This is a genomic window from Pontibacter liquoris (genome assembly GCF_022758235.1).
In the GTDB taxonomy this organism is placed as follows: Bacteria; Bacteroidota; Bacteroidia; order Cytophagales; family Hymenobacteraceae; genus Pontibacter; species Pontibacter liquoris.
In genome coordinates, this window is sequence record NZ_JALEBG010000001.1 from 866,478 (window position 1) to 889,472 (window position 22,995).

The following is a 22,995-nucleotide window of genomic DNA, read 5'->3' on the forward strand; positions in this document are numbered from 1 at the left end:
GTAAGAAGATACCCTTCTTCGTTTACGATCCTATCATACTTAAAAGGCATAGGAAACCAGCAGGCTCAGGTGCATGGTGGTCATGGGTTGCTTATACTTTGTTACTTCGCCCTGGGCATTTTCTATTTCAAATTCGGGCTTGGTGGCCAGTAGGCCGGTCTCCAATCCCAACCCAAACTGCCGGAGATTAACATGTACGCCTGTGCTGAGGCCGTAGGCCGGCGCCATACTGTTGTCGGCGGTGCGGGTAACGTGTCCGAAAGGCGTATTGATGTCCAGAAAGGCCGAGCGGCTGTAAGCAGCACCCACAGAGCCTTTCACGTAAAAGTAACCGTCTTTGGCCGGTACCTGGTATTGCACATCGGCCAGCAGGAAAAGGGAGCGCCAGGGTGTGCTCTCTTTGCTAAGCACCAGCTCGTCCTCAGGCATCACAAAACGATCCATGTCAAACTTGTTGCTGCGCCAGGCAGCGGTGGCACCAAGCGCCACCCTGTTTTTCAGCGTATGTGTATAGCTCAGCTGCAGCAGCGCTCCATTTTTGGCAAAGGCAGGATACGCATCATCGTAATCTTTGCTGTTAAATTCATTTAGAGGCCAGGCAGCTCCTACATTAAAACTGAGGCGCGAAGCCGGATCACCCGTTTCCTGGGCAAAGGCCGGTGCGCTAAGGCAGGCCAATAAAAACACAAGTATAAACCGTTGCATAGGCTGCCGAGACGTTAAAAAGTTGCTTCAAAAGTTGTGTGCTGGCCGGGCTTGAGGCGCAGGGGTGTTTCAGTGATCGTTTCGACGCCATTTTTCGTTTTCTTTATCCGGATCAGGACCTGCTGGTTGGCGGCAACCGGCACGGTGAGCGTAGTGGCAGGTGTCTCCTTGTTCCAGTAGAGCATGCTGCCCAGGTTCTGCGCGTTGTTTTGACCCCCTGAAAACACAAAAGCGGTGATAAACTGGTCTTCCGGCTGCATGGCAGCTGTGTTGCGGAGCTGCAGTTCTACAAAGGCCTTTTGCGGGAAAGTATAATCTGCTGAGTAGGAGGTGTCGCGTTTCATGGTAATATAAGGCTCCACGATACTTTCGTAATCATACAAGGTAAAATATTTATCAGGGTTTAAAGCAGCTATAACCGTGATATAACTGTTGTAGCTATGGTCCGTCAGCTCATCATCGCGCAGCAGAAAACGCAACTCATACCTGCCATCGGCATCGGTGGTGGTGGTGGCCTTGCGTCGGTTCATGCCCCCTATGCCCAAGGTACCGCGCCATTGCCAGTTCACATCCACTTTTACATGGGCCAGTGGTGTGGCGCCGCCGTCGGTGGTCAGCCTGCCGCTGATGACGGTGCAGGAACCGGGGCAGTATTTGCTGATAAAGTCGTTTTCTTTGCTGAGGCACCCGCTAAGCAGCAACAGGAGTCCGCCATATAACAGGAAAGTTGTTTTCATTGAGTAGGTTATCAAGTAGTTAGGCGTTCTTTTACGGATGCTGAAGTTACAAATATTCTGATAAAACAGCAGGTGGCGCGCAGCTTAGAAAGAGGCTGCATTGCCTGCTGTTCCGGGCTTGGGCGAACGAGGCCAGGGAGCTTCTTATTTTTTCAGCAACTTGAACACATGACTGGCTTGCTGGTCTGTTACCTGCAGCAGGTATACTCCGTTTGCTTTTGCGGCTGGCAAGGCTACCGGCAGCAGGAGTTGTCCGCCTTCCATCGTAACTGACTGCTGTTGCAGCACCTGGCCCATACTATTGGCTATAGTTACCTGCACCTGCCGCGGTGGGCCGGCAGGAAGTAAAAGTGATATCTTGTCTGTAAAAGGATTAGGGAAGGCCGATACACCCGTTGCCATTTCATCTGCCCCCACTGCTTTTATGTTGGAATAGGTGGTGGTGCCATCCACGTCGATCTGAGCTAACCGGTAATATCGGGTGCCGCTACTGCCAGGGCTGTTATCCCGGAAAGTATAAAACTGTGCGGTAGATGTGGTTACAGCCTGGCTCTCCACAAACCCGATCTTGCTGAAGCTTTTCCCGTCGCCTGACCGCTGCACCTCGAAGCCGCTGTTGTCCTTTTCGGAAGCTGTCATCCAGCTCAGGGTAACGTCGTGCCCGTGGCGTTCGGCTTTAAACCAGGCCAGCTCCACCGGAAGCGGCAACATGTTGCTGCTGAGGGTATACATGCCGAACAGCTGCGGATCATTTATCTTGTAAGTATACTTCGGGTCCGATGTGGCTGCCGCTGGCATTTTTGTAAAGATAATGTAGTCGGTGCTCCGGAAAATATTGTAAGACATGGTTCCGGCGGGGCCATTCAGCTCATAATCCGGGAACTTCATTTCGATGGGAGTGCTAAGCGGGGTGGCCGCAGCTGTGGTGATGTAGTATTGCCGAAGCACACTCTGGTTGCCATTCAGGCCGGTTACGACCGTTCCGGTTACCCGTTTTAGTGTTACAGCGGGTGCCGTAATCTTGCTGCCTAGTATGCGCAGGCCTATCTGGCCAAATACTTCGCCATTGCCCATCACCAGGTTGCGGGTGGTTTGCAGGTTGCCGGTTATGTGCTGCAAGGCTGTTTCCTCAGACAGATACTCTGCTTTTGATCCAAGATGTAAGGTGCTCGCGCCAGTTGTCAAATTGGTATTGTCTACCCGCAGGTTGCCATCTACCGTGATGTCGCTGTTCAGAGCCGAGGCGCCATTCGAAACGCTTAGGTTGTTAAAATTACCAGTGCCGGTAGAGGTGATGGTTTTGGAAGTGCCGTTTAGTGAGATTAATGAGGAGCCGGCATTAAACGTGCCTGTGTTGCTCCAGTTGCCTGAAATAATATGGGTGCCCGTGCCGGCATTCAAGGTGCCCGTGTTTGTCAGGTTGCCTGTTACTGTATTGTTTCCAGCCAAAGCATGAAAGGTGCCTGCATTGGTAAGGCTGCCTGTTACCTGTAGCTGGTTGTAGACCGTGGCTGTAGCCGGGTTAAAGACCCCATTGTTGGTGACACTGCCGGCCACCGTATGGGTGAGGTTGGCTGTGCCACCTGCTGCAAACGTCACCCCAGTGTTCACCAGTAAATTATTCCCGATTGCCAGGTTTGTGTTAGCTGTTTTGGTACCGGTGCCCGCTAAAGTAAGGTTATAGTAGGGCACAGGCGTAATTGTTTGGTTAGCGCCGGTGTAGGTAACCATACCTGTTCCAGGCGTAAAGGTGCCGTTGTTTGTAAATGTATTTCCTACCTGGATGGTACTGCTCGAAGCGTTAAGGGTACCTGTACTGCTGTTTGTTAAACTGGTAAAAGTATGTGTGCCGGCTCCTGCATTTAGCGTTCCTGCATTAGTAAAAAGACCCGTAACAGCTAGCCCTTGCGTGCCGGTTGCAGCCGTTGAGGTGAGGATGGCGCCAGCCTCAGTGGTGGCAGTACCGGTGATCATATGCTGGAATGTTCCGGCCATGAACGTAACTGGGCTTTTTACCAGAAGATTGCCGCCTATGCTTAAATTAGCACCAGCTGTTTTGGTGCCGGAGCCGGACAATGTCAGGTTATTGTAGGTTACAGCTGCGATAGCCTGATTTGCGCCGTTATACTCAACGGTGCCGGTGCCACAGATAAATTGCGAACCTGGAGTAATAAATTTAAACGATTTTAATATTTTTATGGTACCACTTGTAGTACTAACAGTAGCTAACCTGCTGCCTTTGTTTCCATCGATCACAAGAGAATCAAGGGTTAAGGTTCTATTACTAATATTTAAAGAAGATACTTCATTCCCTTTTGAAGCCGAGTTAATAACAGACAACTTTTCGCAAACCGCATCTATATCAAGCGTGATATTATAAGGATTCTCAATGATAACCTTTGCTCCTGCCAGTGGGTAAGCATTGGGAGTGGGAAATGATTCTGTTTTTGTCCATACAGTGGCACTGCTCCAATTACCATTACCACTTGCGGTAAAGGTAGTACCAACCTGCCCGAAGCTGTTCCAGCTAATGAGCAGCAAAAAACTCAGGAGCACGATGGCTTTAAAAGCTAGCAGGTACAAAGGTAGAGATAGGGCAGGAGAGTAGGCTTGTTTCATTAAGTTTTAGGGCAGAAAAGTGTATAAGCGAAAGAATAGTAATACCGGAACTTCGATCAGCGCTATTTCATCGAGGATAAGTATACTTTAGGATTAAAATTTTGAGTTTAAGGACGAATCAGGCTTGTGTCTGATACAGAAATTTGTATGAACCACAGAAATGATGGACTAACGCTGGTAAATATTAAAGTCAAATCTATATATATAAATTTAATTATACAATAGTTTGCTATTAGGCATGAAAAAATATGATTGTTTTTTTAAGAAAGGACAATTTGGCAGGTAATGGAGAGAAGCACCTGCAGACTTTTAAGCTTAAAGGTGTGCAGGTGTATTTGCTTGGGAAATAAGAAAGTATAAGCGAATGGAAGTACAGCCTGCTGGCTGAAAAGTGCAGGTAAAAGGAAGCCATTGTGCGTAAAAGGTGCCGGTCAGGGCTGCGGGTGCGACTTCAGGTACTTGGTTACTGCCGGGCACGACGCTTTCACTTTTAAGTGCTGTTGCTGCGCGTAAGCCAGGCCTGCTTCTATCAGTTGGGTCACTATGCCTTTCCCGCGGGCATTTTCGGGCACATAGGTATGGGTGAAGTCGATCACGCCTTCTTCCGGTAGCGCATAGGCCAGCTCCGCCTCATCGTCCCCGATCTTGGCCGTAAACTGCTGGTATTTTTCTTCGTGTATGATATGGAGCTCCATTGCTTCCTGCGTTTTGATATACTTATAAATAATAGGGCTGCTGCCTGCTTTTTTGCCTGGATTGCCAGGTTAATGCACGTTCAGCCTGTACGCACGGGCTGCAGTCAGTTCGCTTTCCCGAAGCGTATAGATTCAGGTTGTAATACGTAAGTACAGAGGATTGCTTTACCTTTGCAGCTATTTATAATTTATGTCGCGCAAACAACACTTTCTTGTTATTCTGATTTTGGGGGCCTTAGCTACGATTAGCCCTTTTTCTATTGATATGTACTTGCCAGGCTTTCCGGCCATTGCCCGCGATCTGCAGACCACCATTGCGCAGGTACAGCTTTCACTGACCAGTTACCTGATCGGTATTTCTGTGGGGCAGCTCGTTTACGGGCCGCTCCTGGATAGGTTTGGGCGAAAAAATCCTTTGTATATTGGCCTGGTGATCTACATTATTGCCTCTGTTGGCTGTGCACTTACAAGGTCGCCCGAGGCGCTAATTGGCATGCGCTTTCTGCAGGCTATTGGCGGTTGCGCTGGCATGGTGGCAGCCCAGGCGTTAGTACGCGATATCTTCCCGGTAAATAAAACGGCACAGGCTTTTTCATTGCTCACGCTCGTAATTGCCGTCTCGCCGATGGTGGCGCCTACAGTTGGGGGCTATGTAACGGCTGCTTTCGGGTGGCATGCTATTTTTGTTGCCCTGGCTGTGATCACGGCACTCATTCTGGTGGGCGTGTTTTTTGCCTTGCCGGAGGGCAGAAGCGCAGATCCGTCTATCTCGCTGCGGCCACGGGCCGTGCTCCAAAACTTTTATACTGTGCTCCGGCAGCCACAGTTCCTGATCTATACCCTGGCAGGGGGCATTGCCACAGCCGCGCCGTTTGCCTACATCGCCGGCTCACCGGACGTTTTCATGAACCTTTACCATGTCAGTGAGCAGGAGTATGGCTGGATCTTCGCATTTCTGGCCTTTGCCATGATCGGTTCTACCCAACTGAACCACGGACTACTGAAACGATTCAGAAGTGAGCAGATTATTCAAGTAACGTTGCTCTACCAAACGGCTGTGGGCATTTTGCTGGTAGCTGGGGTCTGGTACGGCTGGTTTGGCAAGTATAGCCTTATCCTGCTTTTGTTTGTTTTCCTTACCGGCCAGGGCCTCACTAATCCGAACGCTTCGGCCCTCTCGCTGGCCCCTTTTACAAAGCACACCGGTAGCGCCTCTGCGCTGATGGGCAGCTTCCGCATGGCCATGGGTGGCCTGGTATCGGCTGCTGTAAGTGTGCTGCACAGCAACACTGCTTTGCCCATGGTAGCCGTTATGGCGCTTTGCGTGATCACGGGACTCGTAGCTCTCTTTGTGGGCAATGCCTCCGTACGCTACAATGCCAGTAAACAAGCGGTGGAAGAAGATACGTCGGTGCTGATCTAAAAGTATTTCGGCCTTGCAACAGGCTGCTGGTACAGGCAAAGGCGGAGGCAACAAGCGGTTGCCTCCGCCTTTGCTTTTCAGGTATACTGGCGTTATCCTTTAAATTCCCATCACAGGTCGCTGTTGCTGAATATTGGTTTGATAATGAGCTATTTACCTTTGATCCAGGCATGTTCGCCAATATTTCAGGTTTATCAAAAACTGCTGATAACAAAATCAAAAGCAGGGGAGTATAGCGAGAAGGAGGTGATTGGTAATGAACCGGTAAAAAATATAAATACGCTCCCTATGCGGCTGCTATTCCCGGCCGTGCGCAGTAAATAGAAGTAGAAGCCCCTTTCCAGGTTTAAAAGAAAGCGTACCCATTTTATAACAGCTTTTAGCCTGCCTCACACGCATCTGTTTTTTGGAACACCCTTGGTTATCAGATTGTTAAACCTTATGTAGTAAGGCGCAATCTTCCGGTATTTTATTACTGCAGGTGAATATTACCAGTAAACCAAAGTCAGTCAGCAGCTTATCCCGTTTTCTAACTAAAAAGTGGGTAGATGTATTGTTCATTGGTTTAATCGGTATGGCCATTGCCATCATCGCGCTACGCAACGCCACGCCCTACGTCATCTCGTCTAAACCCGCCAACAATGATACCGATGTAAGTATAACCACCCCTGATATCGAGACAGAGAATATTTTTATACCTGCATTTAATAATCCGGGCCGGGGACTGGAGAACAACACCGTAAATAATGCGACTGTAAGGCTGCAAAAGCTTGCCGGTAGTAGTTGGGTAGATGTGCAGGGAATTGCCCAAAGCAGGGCACATGGCGTGGGCATCCGGTTTACGCCTGCCCAGCCACTGGAGCCGGGTACCGAGTATCGTTTTAAAATAACAAAAGGTGTAAAATCGGCTGGCGGCACTTCTTTTATGCCATACCAAGCCATTTTCAGAACTGCCCCTGACAGTGCGGAAGGGATCGCGGATCTGAAAGTGCGTTTTGCAAAAGTACCAATGGCCGGTACCCAGAACAAGCAATACACCACGCTCACGTTCGGGCCCGATGGCAAACTCTACGCGCTCAGGCTGGATGGCGTGATCGAGCGGTTTACCGTAAACCACGCCGATGGCAGGCTGAGCAGCCAGCAGCTCATAACAACAGTGGTGGATATGTATGGCCCCCGGTCCGCAATCGGTTTAGCGTTTGCCCCCGAGGCAACGGCAGACAACCTGCTGGCCTATGTTTCGCATAGCTCGGCCGGCTTTCAAGATGCACCCGATTTTGATGGCAAGATCTCCCGCCTGCGTGGTGCTGATCTGGAAACCGAGCAACTGGTGGTGACAAAGCTTCCGCGTTCCACCAAAGACCATATGGTTAACAGCCTGGTATTTGGGCCGGACGGCGCCTTATACTTTGCGGTGGGCAGCAACAGCGCCATGGGTGGCTACGACCGGTTTTGGGCCAGAGCCGAAAGCCTGCTGTCGGCGGCGGTGCTGCGCCTGGACCTGACGAAACTAAAGGGCATAAGACTGCCGCTCGACGTGCAGACCACTGCTAACCAGCGCATCATCAACAAAGCGCCTGCAAACGCCATGTTTATGGCCGATGGCTCTTACAACCCTTACGCTGCTTCGTCGCCGCTGACCATTTATGCCTCCGGCGTGCGTAATGCCTACGATCTGCTGTGGCATAGCAACGGCCAGTTATACATACCCGATAATGGCGCTTCGGCCGGCGGCCGTACGCCTGCTTCGGTAGCAGGTACGCGCCGCGTAGACGGTACTTTTTACCACGGCGACCGCATTCGGGCAAGCTCCAGTGCTGAAATGCAAAGCCGCTGGATTTATAGGAAGTTAAAACGGTTTACGCTCGTCAAAACGCTTTTTCCGGAGCTAAATACAGCTGTTCAGAAAGACTGGCTTTTACGGGTAAATCCCTCAAAGCCTGTAGGATATTATGGCCATCCCAATCCGCTGCGGGGAGAATATGTAGCGGGCAGGGGGCATGTTGATAACCCTAGCTACCCGGTTTCCGTTAAACCTGACGCAAACTATCGGATGCCTGCGTATGACTTCGGTTTAAACAAGTCGCCCGATGGCCTTTTGGAATATAAAAACGGTGCTTTTGGAGGCGCTTTAAAAGGCAAGATCATGGTGTGCCGTTTTAGTGGCGGAAGCGATATTATGGTGCTGGAGCCAGGCAAACTGGTAAAAGACACCGTGGCGGAGAGTAAGAGTGACGAGGAATATGATATTGTGCGGGCTGCCTCCGGTACTGGTACAAAGGGCTTGAAAGATCTGTCTGATTTCGCTAATCCCATAGACATTGTGGAAGATACAACGACAGGGAATCTTTACGTAAGCGAGTTTAACTGGCAGCAGGATCCGGAAAAAACAGCCCAGATAACCTTGTTGCGGGTGAACGAGGAGGCCCCAGAAGAAGGAATTGCCGCCCATGCGACAAACTAATCTAACCCGTATGCCGTAGAGTGGCAGGAAAACGCAACAACAGCAAGCAATCAGTAAGAATCTATTAAATATTAAAAACCCTTTAACATGAAAAACGCAAAATTACTCACGCTCCTTTTATTAGCCCTGGTTTTTAACCTTTCCTCATGTGGGGATGATGGCGATGATCCGGCTCCTTTGTCTACAAAAGCCCAGTTCCTGACAGCCAAGCCCTGGAATATTGCGGTGATCATTTTTGATGGTGATACGGTAACGAATGATCCGGATCCGGATTTGGCTCGTATCAAAAGCACCCGCATCAATTTTAACAAAAACGGTACCTACAAGCAGTTAAGGACAGATGGTATTGAGGAGGGTAACTGGAAGCTTACGGATAACGATACCCACCTGATCTATGGCCCAAATGCCTCTAACCAACAGGACTGGGAAGTATTGGAGCTGCAGGATAACCTCTTTAAAGGAAGAACGGTTTATAAGTTTGATACCGATACCCTGGATGTGCAGGTAGACATGAAGTACGAAGAATAACTACTGTTTGAGTTATAAATAAAACAGCAAAGCCCGGAAATATTTCCGGGCTTTGCTGTTTTATATCCTTTTTAGAAAGCAGTTTTTCAGGTAAACGGAAGCAGCAGGCACTTACAAAAAGAGTAAAGCCACAGGTCCATCATTTTTATAGGGCGGCGGCAATCTGAAACTGATTGGGCACCGTATGTGAAAGCAGAACGGCAACAGGAGAGGGGGCACCAGCAAGGAGGGAAGGGACCGTTAACCAGCTAATGTTTTATTAAACAAAAGGCAGGTTGCATTGTAGTTCCTCAGGAAACACTTAAAATACTGCCCTATGCTGAAAGCCATTCGGAAAACCGTTCGTAAGAAAATGCAGGCGCTTGTAAGTACTTTCGGTCGGGGTGATGGCCCTGAGTCAGAGTTCTGCCGGCGCATCAAGTATAGGCACCATACCTTCTGGCGTGCGCCAAATGCCGAGCGCATCCGCAACACCCGCATGGAGGCTGCATATAGCCTGGACGAATGGAAAGACGTTGAAAACTGGCAGCGGAAACTGAGCAACAAGTATAATGCCCGCGAGTTTGCCAAAATGCATACCTGCCCGGTTCCGGCACTCTACTGGAAAGGACGCGACTGCCAGCAGATCGACTTCGGCAGCCTGCCCGCCCAGTATGTGATCCGGCCTACCATCGGGCACTCCTGCCAGTTGGTTTTTCTTATGAATAATGCCCTCAACCTGATGGACAGGCAAACTTATACGCCGGCAGCCATTGTAAAAGTGCTGAGCAAAGCGGTGCAGGCAAATCCACACCTGGAGTTTCTTATCGAAGAGTTTGTGCGCACCGAGCAGGGAAGCTACCGTATACCGGATGATTATAAATTTTATATGTTTAACGGCCAGCTGGCTTTCATCCAGGTCATCAACCGCTTTAGCAACAAAGAGGGCCAAACCAGCTTCTACGATTCAGACTGGCAGCAACTGGAAAATATCAACACCATTTATAAGCAAGCGGATTTTCAGGAAAAGCCCCGGTGTTTTGACCAGATGCGGGCATGCGCCATAACGTTAAGCCGGACCTATGAGATCTTTGTGCGGGTAGATTTTTATGCCACCGACAAAGGCGCCGTGTTCGGCGAGTTTACCCCCACGCCCGGCTTAGGCAATGCCTTTACGCCTTTTGGAGATCAACTGCTGATCGATTATTGGGATACCTACTGCAAAGAAATGATTTAAACCGGCGTTTTGCTGCTTTATTACTAGGTTGTAGCCTTAGCGCCGGTTGCGGCGCAGGGGTTGCAGCAGATACTCCAGGCCGTTTATTTTAATCTCGTAAATAGTAGCCAATTGCATGCCCAGTTTCCCCGGCGGAAAGCCCTCGCGCCGAAACCATTCCAGGTAAGAAACCGGCAGGTTACAAAGTACCGTATCCTTATACTTGCCAAACGGCATTTTAACGTTTACCAGCTCCACTAAAATGGCCGGGTTGGGTTGCGGGAGATCTGACATACAATTATGTTTTTTAAGCGTGAGGAAGTATGACTTGACACCCGCGCTTCAGGGCTTTGTCATTTCAATATGGTCGATGCCATCCTCATCGTATACGTCGCCCGACTGTAGGAACCCAAACGTTTCGTAGAACTTTTTGGCATAAAGCTGCGCGCCTATTTTGATCGGGCCTTTCCCGTACAGGCTATAACAGGCTTCGATGGCCAAGTCCACTAAGATTTTACCGACGCCGGTGCCGCGCACGGCCGGGCTGGTGACAATCCGCCCGATCGAGGTAGCATCGGGATATGAAAGGCCCTGGGGCAGCAGGCGGGCTGTGGCCACCAATTCGTTTTCCTTATAAAGCAACAGATGATGGCAAAGCTGATCTTTGTTATCCAGGTCCAGGAAGACGCAATTCTGCTCCACCACAAATACTTCGCTGCGGAGGCGCAACAGGTCATAGAGTTCCTGCACGGTGAGTGCATCAAAGGCTTTGCAAATCTTACTTAAGTTCATGTAGGGGTACGCATTTTAAAGGAGGCCCTAGTTACAAAAAAGAAGCGTTAAAATGCCTGCTGTGCAAAAATAAAGCCTCTGATGTGTTCATCAGAGGCTTTAAAGAATATAATCCGGGCCAGGTTATTGCCGGCGTATACATTGTGCTGCGAGCCGTGTGGACCAGTTTATTAGGACCAGCAACGGGGCTTATTGCGACCAGGCGGTTGGCTCACGGTCCCAGCGGTGTTGTTTGAGTTCGGTTAGCAGGTCCTGTGGCAATCCTTTGCCATCGCTGGCAGCCAGGTTTGCTTGTACGTGGTGCTGCTTGCGCATGCCGGGTATGGTGGTGCTAACGGCCGGGTTGCTAAGTATAAACCGGAGTGCCATTTCGGGCAACGTCATGCCGGCTGGCACCAGCGGCTTTAGCTGGTCGGCGTGTTCTACGCTGGAGTGCAGGTTTTCGGGCACAAAGTAGGAGCTGCGCCAGTCGTTTTCCGGGAAAGTGGTTTCTTTGGTCAGGGTGCCGGTCAGCGTACCTTCATCAAACGGCACGCGGGCAATAATGGCGACATCCAGCTTCTGGCAAAGCGGGAACAAGGCATCTTCGGGCGCCTGGTCAAAAATATTGTAGATCACCTGCACGCTACTGATGTGGCCTGTCTGCAATGTGTTCAGCACATTTTCGGGCTCCCAGCGGTTTACGCTCACGCCCATGTGGCGTATCTTGCCATCTGCTTTAAGCTGCTCTACGGCCCGCTGCCATTCCTCGTTTTCTGCCCAGCTGTCTTCCCATACATGGAACTGCTGCAGGTCGATAATTTCTACGCCCAGGTTTTTTAGGCTTTTTTCGGTGTATTCGATAATATGGCTTGCCGGAAAGCAATCTTCCAGTTTGTACTCCGGCTTAGAGGGCCATTTCAAGTTCTTCGGCGGGATTTTGGTTGCCACATACAAGCGTTTATCGGGGTTGCGCTTCAGCAGGCGGCCCAGGATCTGCTCGCTCAGGCCGGCGCCATAGCCCCAGGCCGTGTCAAAAAAGTTACAGCCGCCTTCCACGGCTACATCCAGCGAGCGGTCCGACTGCTCTTCTTCCGAGCCGGTCCAGCCGGCCATGCCCCACATTCCATACCCGATCTCACTTACTTGCCAGCCTGTGCGGCCAAATCGTCTATATTCCATGCGTTAAGATTTAAGGTGCAAAAGGTAAATGTATGAAAAGTATTTAAATGAAAATCCTATCTGCTTCGCGTTGTAATGAATGCCGCCGAAACGGAATTGCGGCCGGGTATAATGTATAAAAAGCCTGACGGAGGCCAGGCTTTTTATACATTAAAACGGTAAGAAAATTATAAGCTTCGCAACCAGGAAATAACTTCATCGCGGGTTTTGCCTGTTTTTTGCTGCAGGCGGCCATACAATTCATCGTCTTTTCCTTCTTCGTATCGCAGATCATCATCAGAAAGGTCGCCATAGGCTTGCTTTACCTTTCCTTTTATTTCATTCCATCGGCCTTTTAGCTCTAGATTATCCATTTTGTTTATTCTTTAGAGTGATACTAACATCCTTTTAAACGCCTGTCATAAAACAAGGTTTTGATCCGCAGGTCAGCGGCAAAGGCAACAATTCCGGAAAACAAATACGCACGGGAGCTTAACCCCTCAGCTTTGTCGGCCTGTAGCTGGCAGCCTGTCTTCAAGGTAAGTATGGAATTGCTGTTACAGCTGGTGGCAGAACTACGTGACTGTCTCTTAATCAGAAAAGTATAACAAAGGCAGGCGCCTGATCTGGCTTGCAAAGGCCAAGAATATGCTGCATTTGTATGAAGTATGATCACTATATGAAAAGATATTATTTTAAATATATAGTGAAACATAAAGGTTTAACATAGTGGCAAGCAAAGTGTTAGGTGTATAAAAATTTATATTTGTCCGATATGGAATCTTGAAATGTCTCGGTATATTGTAAAAAATAAAACTTCTATACTCTAATATCGGGTTATATGAAAAAAATTCTATTCTTTAATGCAAAACTGACGATGAGTTTTGTCTTCTTATTAGCTTTCCTGTTTCAGGGCCACCCAGAGGCTATAGCCCAAAAGGGCACGTTGCCGTTCCGGGATGATTTTGACCAGGACAACCTCAGAAAGAACTGGCATGCCTATAATTCCTGGTCGGTAGCCGATGGCATTGCGCTGAACCAGGTGCAGGGCACCGGTGGAACACTACTCACCAAAGCGCATTTTGATGCCCCTTCCTATGTGATCGAAACCGTGGCGAAAGGGTTTACAAACAGCTACTGGCGGGAGTTCCGCCTTCTTTTTGGCCAGACAAGTATAAAGAGTGATAGTGCGTATGTGTTAAGCTACACGCCAAACTCCGGCGGGCGCCTGACGCTGGGGCGGGCAACAGACAATATCCTGTACCCGGAAGTATTGGATGAAGTGGCTGTTCATCCTGATCTGGAAGCCGGCACTTGGTGTAAATTTAAGATCGCCAGACATAAAAGCGGCCTGATCCAGGTCTTCCTCGATAACGGCCACGGGTATAGCCCGACGCCTCTGCTGGAGGCTATTGATACTACTTACCCGCAGCTAGGCCACTTTGGCTGGCGCGAAGATACACAAACAGGCTCCGAGAACTTTTACGTGGACTGGATCGGCGCCCGCCTGCCTTTCCTGGATAAACCGGCTATCAAAGAAAAGCCACTATCCGACGACATGATCACCCAGGTGACTGCCAGCAGCGGTGCCGCTTACAAGGTTGCTAAACTACAAACAGGAGTTACGATGTATACCGACCGTGCCTATACGATAACGTCGGTACCGGCTAACCTGAAGGGTGCTTCTTTTGTACAGACAGCCAATGACGACAAAGCCAATGCCGCAGACGCGTTTCTAACGATGTACCTTAGGAAAGAAGCCATTGTATACATTGCCTACGACCCGCGGGGGCAGCAGCTCCCGGCCTGGCTGGCGGGCTGGCATAAAACCGGCGATACGCTGGGCACCACAGACCCTGGCTCGCGCTACCTGGAAGTATACAGCAAGGCTGTCGGCTACGGGCAGCTATACCCTGAGCCCTTTACACTGGGCGGTAACCTGGCCAGCCCGGCCGCCGGTGCGGCCATGAATTACCTGGTGCTGGCCATCGAAAAACCAAAAACTATCCTACTCGAGGCAGAAAATGCCCTGTTAAGCGGTGCCGTGGTGGCCAGTAACCATCAGAACTACAGCGGAACCGGGTTTGTCGATTTTATCCATCCAACGGGTGATTTTATTCAATGGACCGCCACGGTCGATGTGCCGGGCGCTTATACCTTAGGTATCCGGTATACGCATAACGGGGAGGAGCTTAGCCGGCCGGTTTCGCTTACCGTAGATAGTGCGGCCGTTACAACCTATCCGTTCGGAGGGACCTACAGCTGGGAGAACTGGGCCACGTACAACGGCCCTGTCATTTACCTCAGCAAGGGCACACATACCATCCGGGCAACTGCCCAGGGTGCCAGCGGCCCCAACATGGATTACCTCAGCCTGAGCTATGCTGCTGCTGCCCCGCCACTACCCTCAGTTTCAGACGTGCTGGCCGTAAAAACGATCCGGATCCCGGTGGGGCTCCAGGAAAAAGCGACCATGGCCTATCCGAATCCTTTCGGGGAGAGCACCACCATCGCCTATGAGCTAACAGAGAAAATGCCGGTTAACTTAATTGTATATAACAGCCAGGGCCAGAAAGTAAGCGTGCTGGTAAACGAGGTACAAAGTATAGGCAAGTATAATGTTACGTTTAAAGCCGGTACGCTTCAGAACGGGCTATACATCTATCAGCTAAAAACAGGAAACAAGCTGCAGGTAGGCAAGCTGCTCAAACAGTAACCCGCCTGTGGCGCAACAAGCAACTGGAATTTAACCGGATGTGAATGAAGGTTAAAGTATAAGGAGCGGCAGTGCGGCTTATACTTTAACCGCATCAAACAAAAAGCCTTACCGAGACTAGCTTCTGTAAGGCTTTTTGTTTTGATACCTTCACTTCCTGCAAATCAACAGCAAGTATAAGCCGATAACCATACCGTGTAGCGCCGGTAAGTTCCTTTTATTGGACCAGCAGCTTGCACTGGGCTTTACCGGAGGGTGCCTCTACGGTGACAAGGTAGAGGCCTTTTTCTGAAGGGGCAATGCCCAGCACAGCAGAAGCATTACCTGTCTCTGAAGTAACGGCTTTTTTGGTGTAGATGATGCGGCCCAGTACATCGTGCAGGATAATGGTTGCCTCTTCCTGCGGATTAAAATGTTGGATTAGCACCTGCACTTCTTTTCCCTGTGTTGGGTTCGGGAACACCTGTACCTGCCTTTTTTCTTCCTCCACTTCTTCTGGCACGCCGGTTACATTGGCACTGTCGGTAAAGATCTCGAGGCCGGCCAGCGCCACCCTGTTCATGGTCGGGTTAAATACAATATCCAGGTTTCCATCCGCTACCGCCACGTTAAAGTCTTTCACCAGGGCCGTTCTGTAGCCTACTTCCTTGTAGATATCAAAGTTGGCCAGGCGCAAGGCATTTTCCATGGTGACGTTGAAGATCCTGGCGGCCTCGGCAGACCAGTAGTTCTCCACAAAGTGCATGCGCACCATGTAATTGCCATTCTCGATCGGGATCTTATAGCTGGTTACGCCCAGTTCGGCGGCAGCCGAGAGGTAGGTCTGGTAAAGCACGTCTTTATCCGTAGCAGCCACCGGCGTTTTCACCACCTGTGCATCCAGTTTAATAGAGCCGCGGCGGTAGTTCTTATCTGTTTCCCATTCTTCCCCATCTATCACGATGTTGGTATCCGATCCGCCTTTAATGCGCTTTAAGGGAGTTACGACAAACTGCTTATCGTTGGCAATGCCATAAAGCGGAATACGGAGCGGCGCATCCGAACTGCTATGGTGCACCAGCAGGGCGGCGTTTTTAATGCCGCGGGAGGCCGGCCGGAACGCCACTTTTAAACTGACAGCAGCCTGTACCGCCAGTTGGGTGGCGCCGGGTTTTTCCATCGTAAATTCTTTGATATCAGGGCCCACCAACTCTATACTTCTGATCGTGATGGCGGGGTCGCTGCTGCCATCCTCATAGGTTTTACCTTCGTTCTTCAGGCTCACTGTAAACTGTTTATTGGCCCCGGCCCAGGTAGGCTCAAAGTATACGGCCGAGGGTGTGGGTACAAGCTCCGAAACATTGGCCGTGCCGTTTTCGGGCCTGACGTTGCGCACAAAATACACGTTGTCCTGGTAGTCGTAATTCGTATAATCGTTGCCCAGGTAATCGCCGCCCACAATGTAGGCATTCGGGATAAGGTTGCCGGCCGCATCGATGGCTTTCCAGATGCGCATGCCTATTTTTCCTTTCGAGTTCCGGGTTCTGTCGGAATAAGCGGTGCCTACCCTGAAGCCAAATGCCCCATTAGGACTGAACGTGCCCTGCGCCAGCTTGGAAAGGTTGCTCTGGTTACGCGGAAGGATCGACTGACCATCCAGGTTGGAGTGCGTGAACAGCGATACGGGCGTGCCACCTTTCGGATACCACTCAAAATTTTCCCGGTCATTGCAGCAGCCATGATAGGCGCTCATCTGGATCACTTCCACCGGTCTGCTGGGGTCCACCCGCACGAAAAAGGACGACAACACCTCATCCGAATTGGGCACAATCCCTTCACCCTTGATGCCATTGTCGTCGTGGTGGTAGCCGGTGGCAGTCTGAAACCCGAACGCATTGATGATCTCCTGCACCCAGGGTTCGTGCACATCTTCCCCTTCGCGCTGCCACAACCCGTGCAGGTAAACCTTTTTAGCAGGTTCCAGCTGGTCGTCCGATGCAATGGTCAGCGTTTCGTGGAGGATTTTCACCCGTTCTCCCTGGTCGCGGGCAATAAACTCGAGCGTGAGCATAACAGAGGCATTGGCCGCAAGGGTGCGGGGGAATGCAGACGGAGTATAATCGGTGTCGTTCATCTTGCTGATCCGCCAGGTGCTGGTATTGGATATGACCAGGCTGTTAACGGTGAGCGGGGCAGTACCTTTGTTGCTGATCTTGAGCTTTACCTTGTTGTGATTTTCGTTAAGCGGTGTATTAGGTCGGTGCCAGGGCACCTGCACCAGCGAAAATGCCAGGTGGTCGGGTGCCGGAAATTTGTCTTGGTTCTCTACCACCAAATATCCAGTGGCCTGCTGCCCGGTCGGATTGATAGGCGTATCGGCCATCCCTTTAAAGGTTGTGCTGGTTTTGGAGCCGCCGGTATAGTAAAAGGTCTGGCCTATATACCCGGCTACACCCGAGAAGCGGTTTTCCGGCAAAGGCGTCAGGTTTTCCCATTGATTGGTTGCCGGCGAATACGCCGAAACCATATTGGTCTGCTTGCTATGGCTGGTCTCGCCCCCCAGCACCACCAGGCGGTTATCGGCTACCACCACAGAGGAGGAAATATGGCCGCGGCCATTGGTGCCAGCGGGCGCGGGCAAGTCGGCCACCTGGGTCCAGGTATTTGTTGCCGGATCATACCGGTGCACAAGCTTGCGGGTAACCAGCTTTTCATCGTGTCCGGTCTGGCCACCGATAAAGTAGATCTTGCCATCGAGCACGGCCGAGCCGGCATGCTGCCGCGGCTGCGGGAGCGGAGCGAGAGTTTTCCAGCCGGCACCCGTGTTTTTCAGGTCTAATACATAATGGTCGCCCATATCCTGGGTGCGGGCCGTGTTCGTGCCGCTGATGTGGTGGAGCTTGCCGTTCTCATATTCCAGCTGCCCCGCTGCGATCGTAATGGGCAGGTCCGGCAGGCGCTCATACTTGTTCTGGGCTACGCGGTAGCTCCATACTTCTTTGGTGCCAAAGATCTGGCCGGTGCCGGCTGCGTTGGCGGTATAGCCGCCGGCAAAGTAAATGTCTGTGCCATCGGTGGCAAAGCCGGCATGTGTCACTCCGCCATACCGGGTGCCGTTCATGGGCGGCATGGGAGCCAAGGCCGTCCACTTGTCTGTAGCCGGATCATATACATACGCCCGGTTCGTGGGGGTAAAGCCGGATTTCTGGCTATCGAAGCCCCCAAAGCTGTAGAGCTTGCCCTTGACCACCTCGCCCTGTGCTTCGCTTACAGCATAGGGCTGCCCGGCGGCTGTTTGCCATACTATTCCAGAGAAGTCGGTAGCAGAAGCCGGTTTTTTGCTTGCGCTGATTTCTGCAAACGTGTCATCTGCGGCCGTCCCGGTAGGCCGCATCTTTTCTGCCGCGGCATACAGCTGCAAAAAAATCCCGATGAAAAAGAAGCTCAGCAGGATGCGTTTGAAACGGTAGAAGTATGATTTAGAGAGGATAGGGTAGAAGTATTTGCTCATGGGTGCTCTTGTTGTTAGATAGTATACTATTAACAGGTGGAGTGGTTACGCAGAAAGGCCAAACAACCATTGCCACACGTTAAAACGGGGCTTTACGGCAAGGATTGCGCAAAACCTGGCAGAAGTATGACCAGAATCTGGACGGCTATTTTTATCACCGTCCCGTATGGGGTTCTATCCTGATAAACAGCCAGCATACGGGCGCTTTTAAGCCGGCCCGTCACGCACTTATGGGACAAGAAACAGAACACCTGTTCGGGAAAAAGGAAGTTGTAAGTATAACGGCAACGAGAATAAAAGCGCGGGTAGTATAAAAGGTAGCCTAAACGTAAAATGGCCTTCCGGATAACTATCCGGAAGGCCATTTTACGTTGCCGGGCAGGTATCTGCCTGTGGAGGCGCTTACTGTTGGGTTGTTACGCCCGGGATAGAAAGCGCTGGAACAATTTTTTCAGGAAACGGACAAAGCGCAAGCGCAACTACCGCTGCACCACGAGTTTGGCAGACTGTACGGATGAGCCGCAGGTCAGTCGTAGGAGGTATAACCCTTTTGCCATACTTTCCACAGATAGCGCCTCTTCATAGCTTTTGCCTGTCTGAGCCGTGCCAGAGGCAATCTTTCGAACTAGGGCTCCCTTTCTGTCATAGAGCTCCAGGGTATACTCCCCGGCTGCCTGCAACGAGAAGCTTACAGTGGCTTTGTCGGAGACCAGGCTGGGGTATACCTGCAGCCCTTGTATATCCCGCTCGGGTTGTGCAGCCGTAGCAAACAGGTCGCTCAGGCTTCTGATACCCTGGTGGTGGATAACGATGGCCCCTTTTTCGATTAGCTGGCAGGCTTCGGCATGGTCGTCCAAAGCAGGCAGGCCGCAGCCCAGCTGGTTGTCATACACTACTACTACGGGGCTTCCGTCCTGCTCGATCGTCCGGATCTGGAGCCTGAGCTTATCGTTTTCCCCTGGTTTTTTTAATTGTCCGTCCGTAGCCGAGACCAGGAAGGCGAAATTCCGCTTATCCGTTTCCAGGCCGGCGGCACCCCGGCGTGTCAGGGTGCCGGCGCCGGTGAAGTAAGCTCGCTCGCCCGCTATCACCAGCGAGCCTTCTGCCATGCTGGTGGCGCGGAAGACGTAGCCGCTCTCGAGCACCAGCAGCAGGGTGCCCTCCACCGGCGCGCTAGCGCTGCTGCTGCCCGGCTTGTTCTCCTTATACCTGGCACCGAAAGCCCAGTAGGCTTTGCCCTTTTCCTGCATGAGCGCATAGTCCTTGTTGGTGGGCGAGTCAGACCAGCCTCCGCCGGTCACAAAGCCGGCTTTCGGATCATAAACAGAGACATACTTTGTGGCAGTAGTAGCAGAGCAGGAGGGCCCGGCCGCGTAAGCGATGCTCACTTTGTAGACTTCGGGTGAGTCGGGCCAGTTCACCTTGATCCCGCTGGTGCCTTGGCCGGAGAAGGAAGTATAAGCCGAGCCGTCGGGAGCGGTGATCTCCCAGTTGAAGCTGGTGGCACCCGGGGCTGTGATAGTATAGCAAGTATGCGAATGGCCGGAGGAGACCGTCGTATAGCCGGAGATAGTAGTTGCGGCCAGCACAGGACACTCTTCCTCCTGGCTATACTTGATGGTTAGAAAGTCATTGCCAGTGTCAGAACTGTAACTGTAGCCGGTGACAAAGACATTCGCTTCGCTGTCCAGGGCCATGTCTACAGCCGCGTCCTGCGGCCCCGCTGTCTGCATCTGCCAGAGCGGCGCCCCATCAGCGGCTGCGTATTTAACCGTGTTAAAAATCCTGCTGTTATCTTCTCCCAATCGTGTGCCGGCGACATAGATGCCGCCTTGTTTGTCAATGCCCATTGCGACGTCTACATCAGCTGCGCCATAGCTGTTCGCCTTTCCGTTAAAAGGACTTGCCCAGATCTGCTTGCCTGTGGCCACATCGTAGCGGATAGTAGCGCTATAGCCGGCGACGTAGACGCCGCCGGCATTGTCTACAACAATGGCCCTAGCCTGACTTCCTTCTTTGTAGCGGCTGTCCCAGGTCGGCTCTCCTGTAGCGGCATCGTAGCGGATGGTGCGGTAGTAATTAGCAACGGGGGCATTATTTTCGAAGTCATACACGATCTCTGAGCCGGTGACATAAACACCGCCCTGGTTGTCGAGGGCAATGGCTGTGGTCTCTCCAAAGGGAGAACGCCGGGCCCAGATCATATCCCCGGAGGCAGCGGCGTAGCGGACAGTGAGGAAGCTGGGAGGATCTTCTTCTGCAGGATTAAGGCTGAAGCCCGTAACGTAGACGCCGCCGGTGGCGTCTACTGCAATAGCGGTGGCGATGGCATCGCGCTGACTTCCCGCACCGTAGTGCCCTTCCTGTCGGCTGATCCAGCTTTGCCCGCCCGTGGCAGCATCGTAACGGATGGTGGCGTAGCCATAGTCGCTCGTGCCCGTGACGTAGACGCCACCGGCATTGTCGACAGTAATGGCGATAACCTGATCATCATCGTTGTCAAGCCCATTGTAGCGGCTGGCCCATACCTGCTCGCCGGAGGCGGCATCGTAGCGAACGGTCATGTAATCGTCATCTGTGGCCTGGGAGTAGCTGTTGCCGGCAACGTAGATGCCGCCTTTATTATCAAGGGCAATCGCACTGGCCTGCCCGCCAAACTGCGCCACCCAGAGCCGCTCCCCGGCAGGAGAGTACTTGATGGTGACTGCGCGGTTCGAGCTGGTGCCGGTCACGTAGCTGTTGCCTTCCGTATCTACCGCCACAGCGATCGCATCATCATTTGAATTTTCAACCCCCTTGTAGCGCCGGGTCCAGATCTCCTCGCCGGAAATGGCGGCATAGCGGATGGTGACGTAATCGTAGGAGCTACTCTTTGTAAAACCTGAACCTGCCACATACACGCTCCCCGCCTTATCGACGGCAAGGGCCCAGGCATAATTGTCTTCTCCGATATCATATTGTGGCCCTTCGTACCGCTGCACCCACGTTTGCGTGCCGGTGGCGGCCTCGTAGCGAACGGTGGCGAAAGTAGGGGTGGTGCAGCTGTCGTCATCACAGGGATAATAGGTGCCATTGCCGCTGTAGCCGGTCACGTAAACACCCCCTGCATTGTCTAGGGCTAGGGCTACGGCAACGTCATCGCCAGTGCCGCTATCGGGACCGTCGTAGCGCTGTGTCCAGCTTTCCTTCCCAGTGGCGGTGTAGCGGACGGTAACGTAGTCGAGCGGCGTTTTTCCGTAACTGTAGCCGGTCACGTAGATGTCACCTGCATGGTCAACAGCGATGGCTCGGGGTGTTTCATTGCTATTATCCCCTTCATTATACCGCTTTACCCATACCTGCTTACCGGTTTTGGCGTTGTAGCGGATCGTAGCGAAGTGGCCCTCGCTGTCTCCGGTAACATACACGTTTCCTTTGTTATCGGTGGCAACAGCAATGCCCCCGTCGGAGCCATCCCCGGGGCTGTTGTATCGGCGGGTCCAGGTTTGCTGGCCGGTGGCTGCATCGTAGCGAATGGTAACGAGATCCGTGGAGGTGCTGTCGCTGGAGCCCGTAACGTATACTCCACCGGCATTGTCCACAGCGATGGCCCAGGCCACATCATACCCGCCCTTGGATCCGTCATAACGCTGCGTCCAGCTTTCTTTGCCGGTGGCGGCCTCGTAACGGATCGTGGCAAAGTCATAGGTATCTCCGTTTTTACTGAAGCCTGTTACGTATACGCCCCCTTTGGTATCAACCGCAAGAGCCTTTGGAACATCAAAATCGCCTCCGGGCCAGTTATACTTCTGGGCCCACGTCTGTTTGCCGGTGGCAGCATCGTAGCGGATGGTAGCGTAATGAACATCATAGTCATCCCCGTAACTATAGCCTGTTACATAAACACCGCCCTTGTTATCGACCACAATGCCGTTGACGAATCCCCCCAGCTGGGCAAACTGCGCCACCCAGAGCTGCTCCCCGGCAGGAGAGTATTTAACGGTAGTGGCAGCATTATGCGCACTGTTGCCTGTTACATAAGAGTTACCCTCTGCATCCACGGCAATCGCGACAGCATCATCACTCGTACTATCAACCCCGTTGTAACGCTGTGCCCACGCCAGCGTGGGCTGCTGGGCGAAAGCGCGAGTGCAAACCAGGCACAGTAATAATTGGAAAGTGGCAAGAAGTATAGTTTTGTTCATAACGCAGGATTTTAATTTTCCAGATCGATTGCGCCATCGTGTGCTCCTGCCGCAATAGCAGGCAAAGGAGGAAAGGACAGTGTGCCCGGCGTCGGGAGAGTTGAAAACAGGAGAGCCTACTATATGGTACGTTTATTTATTATACTATACCAACTTCCTATTGAATTATATAGCGGCATTTAGTATAAGCTACCGGCAGGCGGGCAAAGAGGTACAAACCGAAGGAGAACCGGAGCGCGCCTTTGCAAGTATAGGGCGCAGGAAATAAAATAAGTTTAAAGCCGGCCCTACCGGCCAGTGCCTGCCA

The 22,995-nt window shown here is 51.8% G+C and carries 16 protein-coding genes; 6 read left to right on the forward strand and 10 right to left on the reverse strand.

The window, feature by feature from the left end:
* Window positions 1–39 precede the first annotated feature (39 nt).
* The 4 genes from LWL52_RS03510 to LWL52_RS03525 all read right to left on the reverse strand — a co-directional run bounded on the left by LWL52_RS03510 (window position 40) and on the right by LWL52_RS03525 (window position 4,756).
* Window positions 40–705 (reverse strand): hypothetical protein, encoded by a 666-nt coding sequence (locus LWL52_RS03510; RefSeq protein ID WP_242916971.1) that lies wholly within the window; start codon window positions 703–705, stop codon window positions 40–42.
* 14 nt (window positions 706–719) lie between these two features.
* Entirely contained in the window at window positions 720–1,442 is a 723-nt protein-coding gene (locus LWL52_RS03515) for a peptidase associated/transthyretin-like domain-containing protein (protein WP_242916973.1), read from the reverse strand.
* Between the two features lie 144 nt (window positions 1,443–1,586).
* Window positions 1,587–3,437: a T9SS type A sorting domain-containing protein gene (locus tag LWL52_RS03520; protein ID WP_242916975.1), complete on the reverse strand. Its 1,851-nt coding sequence runs from the start codon at window positions 3,435–3,437 to the stop codon at window positions 1,587–1,589.
* A gap of 1,055 nt (window positions 3,438–4,492) precedes the next feature.
* Complete coding sequence (locus LWL52_RS03525; protein ID WP_242916977.1) at window positions 4,493–4,756, reverse strand: GNAT family N-acetyltransferase; 264 nt, start codon at window positions 4,754–4,756, stop codon at window positions 4,493–4,495.
* 190 nt (window positions 4,757–4,946) lie between these two features.
* Between LWL52_RS03525 and LWL52_RS03530 the strand changes: the two genes are divergently transcribed.
* The 4 genes from LWL52_RS03530 (at window position 4,947) to LWL52_RS03545 (ending at window position 10,387) form a co-directional block, all read left to right on the forward strand.
* A complete protein-coding gene (locus LWL52_RS03530; RefSeq protein WP_242916979.1) occupies window positions 4,947–6,179 on the forward strand; it encodes a Bcr/CflA family multidrug efflux MFS transporter in 1,233 nt (410 codons plus the stop codon).
* Between the two features lie 481 nt (window positions 6,180–6,660).
* Complete coding sequence (locus LWL52_RS03535) at window positions 6,661–8,643, forward strand: PQQ-dependent sugar dehydrogenase (protein ID WP_242916981.1); 1,983 nt, start codon at window positions 6,661–6,663, stop codon at window positions 8,641–8,643.
* A gap of 87 nt (window positions 8,644–8,730) precedes the next feature.
* Window positions 8,731–9,171 carry a hypothetical protein gene (locus LWL52_RS03540; RefSeq protein WP_242916984.1) on the forward strand — a complete coding sequence of 147 codons (441 nt, stop codon included), beginning with the start codon at window positions 8,731–8,733 and terminating at the stop codon, window positions 9,169–9,171.
* A gap of 316 nt (window positions 9,172–9,487) precedes the next feature.
* Window positions 9,488–10,387, forward strand: coding sequence for an ATP-grasp fold amidoligase family protein (locus tag LWL52_RS03545; protein ID WP_242916986.1), 900 nt, complete (start codon window positions 9,488–9,490; stop codon window positions 10,385–10,387).
* 36 nt (window positions 10,388–10,423) lie between these two features.
* On the opposite strand, the gene LWL52_RS03550 is transcribed toward LWL52_RS03545, so the two are convergent.
* From LWL52_RS03550 to LWL52_RS03565, 4 genes are all read right to left on the reverse strand, one after another.
* On the reverse strand, window positions 10,424–10,660 hold the full coding sequence (locus tag LWL52_RS03550) for a DUF3820 family protein (protein ID WP_242916988.1): 237 nt from the start codon (window positions 10,658–10,660) through the stop codon (window positions 10,424–10,426).
* Window positions 10,661–10,708: 48 nt separating this feature from the next.
* On the reverse strand, window positions 10,709–11,158 hold the full coding sequence (locus tag LWL52_RS03555) for a GNAT family N-acetyltransferase (protein WP_242916990.1): 450 nt from the start codon (window positions 11,156–11,158) through the stop codon (window positions 10,709–10,711).
* A 189-nt stretch (window positions 11,159–11,347) separates the two neighbouring features.
* Window positions 11,348–12,319 carry an aldo/keto reductase gene (locus LWL52_RS03560; protein WP_242916992.1) on the reverse strand — a complete coding sequence of 324 codons (972 nt, stop codon included), beginning with the start codon at window positions 12,317–12,319 and terminating at the stop codon, window positions 11,348–11,350.
* 167 nt (window positions 12,320–12,486) lie between these two features.
* Window positions 12,487–12,672 carry a CsbD family protein gene (locus LWL52_RS03565; protein ID WP_242916994.1) on the reverse strand — a complete coding sequence of 62 codons (186 nt, stop codon included), beginning with the start codon at window positions 12,670–12,672 and terminating at the stop codon, window positions 12,487–12,489.
* A gap of 467 nt (window positions 12,673–13,139) precedes the next feature.
* On the opposite strand from LWL52_RS03565, the gene LWL52_RS03570 reads away from it, so the two are divergent.
* Window positions 13,140–15,014 (forward strand): T9SS type A sorting domain-containing protein, encoded by a 1,875-nt coding sequence (locus LWL52_RS03570; protein ID WP_242916997.1) that lies wholly within the window; start codon window positions 13,140–13,142, stop codon window positions 15,012–15,014.
* A 217-nt stretch (window positions 15,015–15,231) separates the two neighbouring features.
* On the opposite strand, the gene LWL52_RS03575 is transcribed toward LWL52_RS03570, so the two are convergent.
* Window positions 15,232–18,504, reverse strand: coding sequence for a Kelch repeat-containing protein (locus LWL52_RS03575; protein ID WP_242916999.1), 3,273 nt, complete (start codon window positions 18,502–18,504; stop codon window positions 15,232–15,234).
* A 104-nt stretch (window positions 18,505–18,608) separates the two neighbouring features.
* Here LWL52_RS03575 and LWL52_RS03580 point away from each other — a divergent pair, with 104 nt between their 5' ends.
* Window positions 18,609–18,818 carry a hypothetical protein gene (locus LWL52_RS03580; protein ID WP_242917001.1) on the forward strand — a complete coding sequence of 70 codons (210 nt, stop codon included), beginning with the start codon at window positions 18,609–18,611 and terminating at the stop codon, window positions 18,816–18,818.
* Window positions 18,819–18,983: 165 nt separating this feature from the next.
* Here the strand turns inward: LWL52_RS03580 and LWL52_RS03585 are convergent, their stop codons facing one another.
* Window positions 18,984–22,688 carry an SBBP repeat-containing protein gene (locus LWL52_RS03585; RefSeq protein ID WP_242917004.1) on the reverse strand — a complete coding sequence of 1,235 codons (3,705 nt, stop codon included), beginning with the start codon at window positions 22,686–22,688 and terminating at the stop codon, window positions 18,984–18,986.
* Between the last annotated feature and the right edge of the window lie 307 nt (window positions 22,689–22,995).

What these genes read in the sequence shown, in the direction of transcription:
- LWL52_RS03510 (WP_242916971.1), bottom strand. Translation starts at nt 705, where the DNA reads ATGCAACGGTTTATACTTGTGTTTTTATTGGCCTGCCTTAGCGCACCG.
- LWL52_RS03515 (WP_242916973.1), bottom strand. Translation starts at nt 1,442, where the DNA reads ATGAAAACAACTTTCCTGTTATATGGCGGACTCCTGTTGCTGCTTAGC.
- LWL52_RS03520 (WP_242916975.1), bottom strand. Translation starts at nt 3,437, where the DNA reads ATGGCCGGAACATTCCAGCATATGATCACCGGTACTGCCACCACTGAG.
- LWL52_RS03525 (WP_242916977.1), bottom strand. Translation starts at nt 4,756, where the DNA reads ATGGAGCTCCATATCATACACGAAGAAAAATACCAGCAGTTTACGGCC.
- LWL52_RS03530 (WP_242916979.1), top strand. Translation starts at nt 4,947, where the DNA reads ATGTCGCGCAAACAACACTTTCTTGTTATTCTGATTTTGGGGGCCTTA.
- LWL52_RS03540 (WP_242916984.1), top strand. Translation starts at nt 8,731, where the DNA reads ATGAAAAACGCAAAATTACTCACGCTCCTTTTATTAGCCCTGGTTTTT.
- LWL52_RS03545 (WP_242916986.1), top strand. Translation starts at nt 9,488, where the DNA reads ATGCTGAAAGCCATTCGGAAAACCGTTCGTAAGAAAATGCAGGCGCTT.
- LWL52_RS03550 (WP_242916988.1), bottom strand. Translation starts at nt 10,660, where the DNA reads ATGTCAGATCTCCCGCAACCCAACCCGGCCATTTTAGTGGAGCTGGTA.
- LWL52_RS03555 (WP_242916990.1), bottom strand. Translation starts at nt 11,158, where the DNA reads ATGAACTTAAGTAAGATTTGCAAAGCCTTTGATGCACTCACCGTGCAG.
- LWL52_RS03560 (WP_242916992.1), bottom strand. Translation starts at nt 12,319, where the DNA reads ATGGAATATAGACGATTTGGCCGCACAGGCTGGCAAGTAAGTGAGATC.
- LWL52_RS03565 (WP_242916994.1), bottom strand. Translation starts at nt 12,672, where the DNA reads ATGGATAATCTAGAGCTAAAAGGCCGATGGAATGAAATAAAAGGAAAG.
- LWL52_RS03570 (WP_242916997.1), top strand. Translation starts at nt 13,140, where the DNA reads ATGAAAAAAATTCTATTCTTTAATGCAAAACTGACGATGAGTTTTGTC.
- LWL52_RS03575 (WP_242916999.1), bottom strand. Translation starts at nt 18,504, where the DNA reads ATGAGCAAATACTTCTACCCTATCCTCTCTAAATCATACTTCTACCGT.
- LWL52_RS03585 (WP_242917004.1), bottom strand. Translation starts at nt 22,688, where the DNA reads ATGAACAAAACTATACTTCTTGCCACTTTCCAATTATTACTGTGCCTG.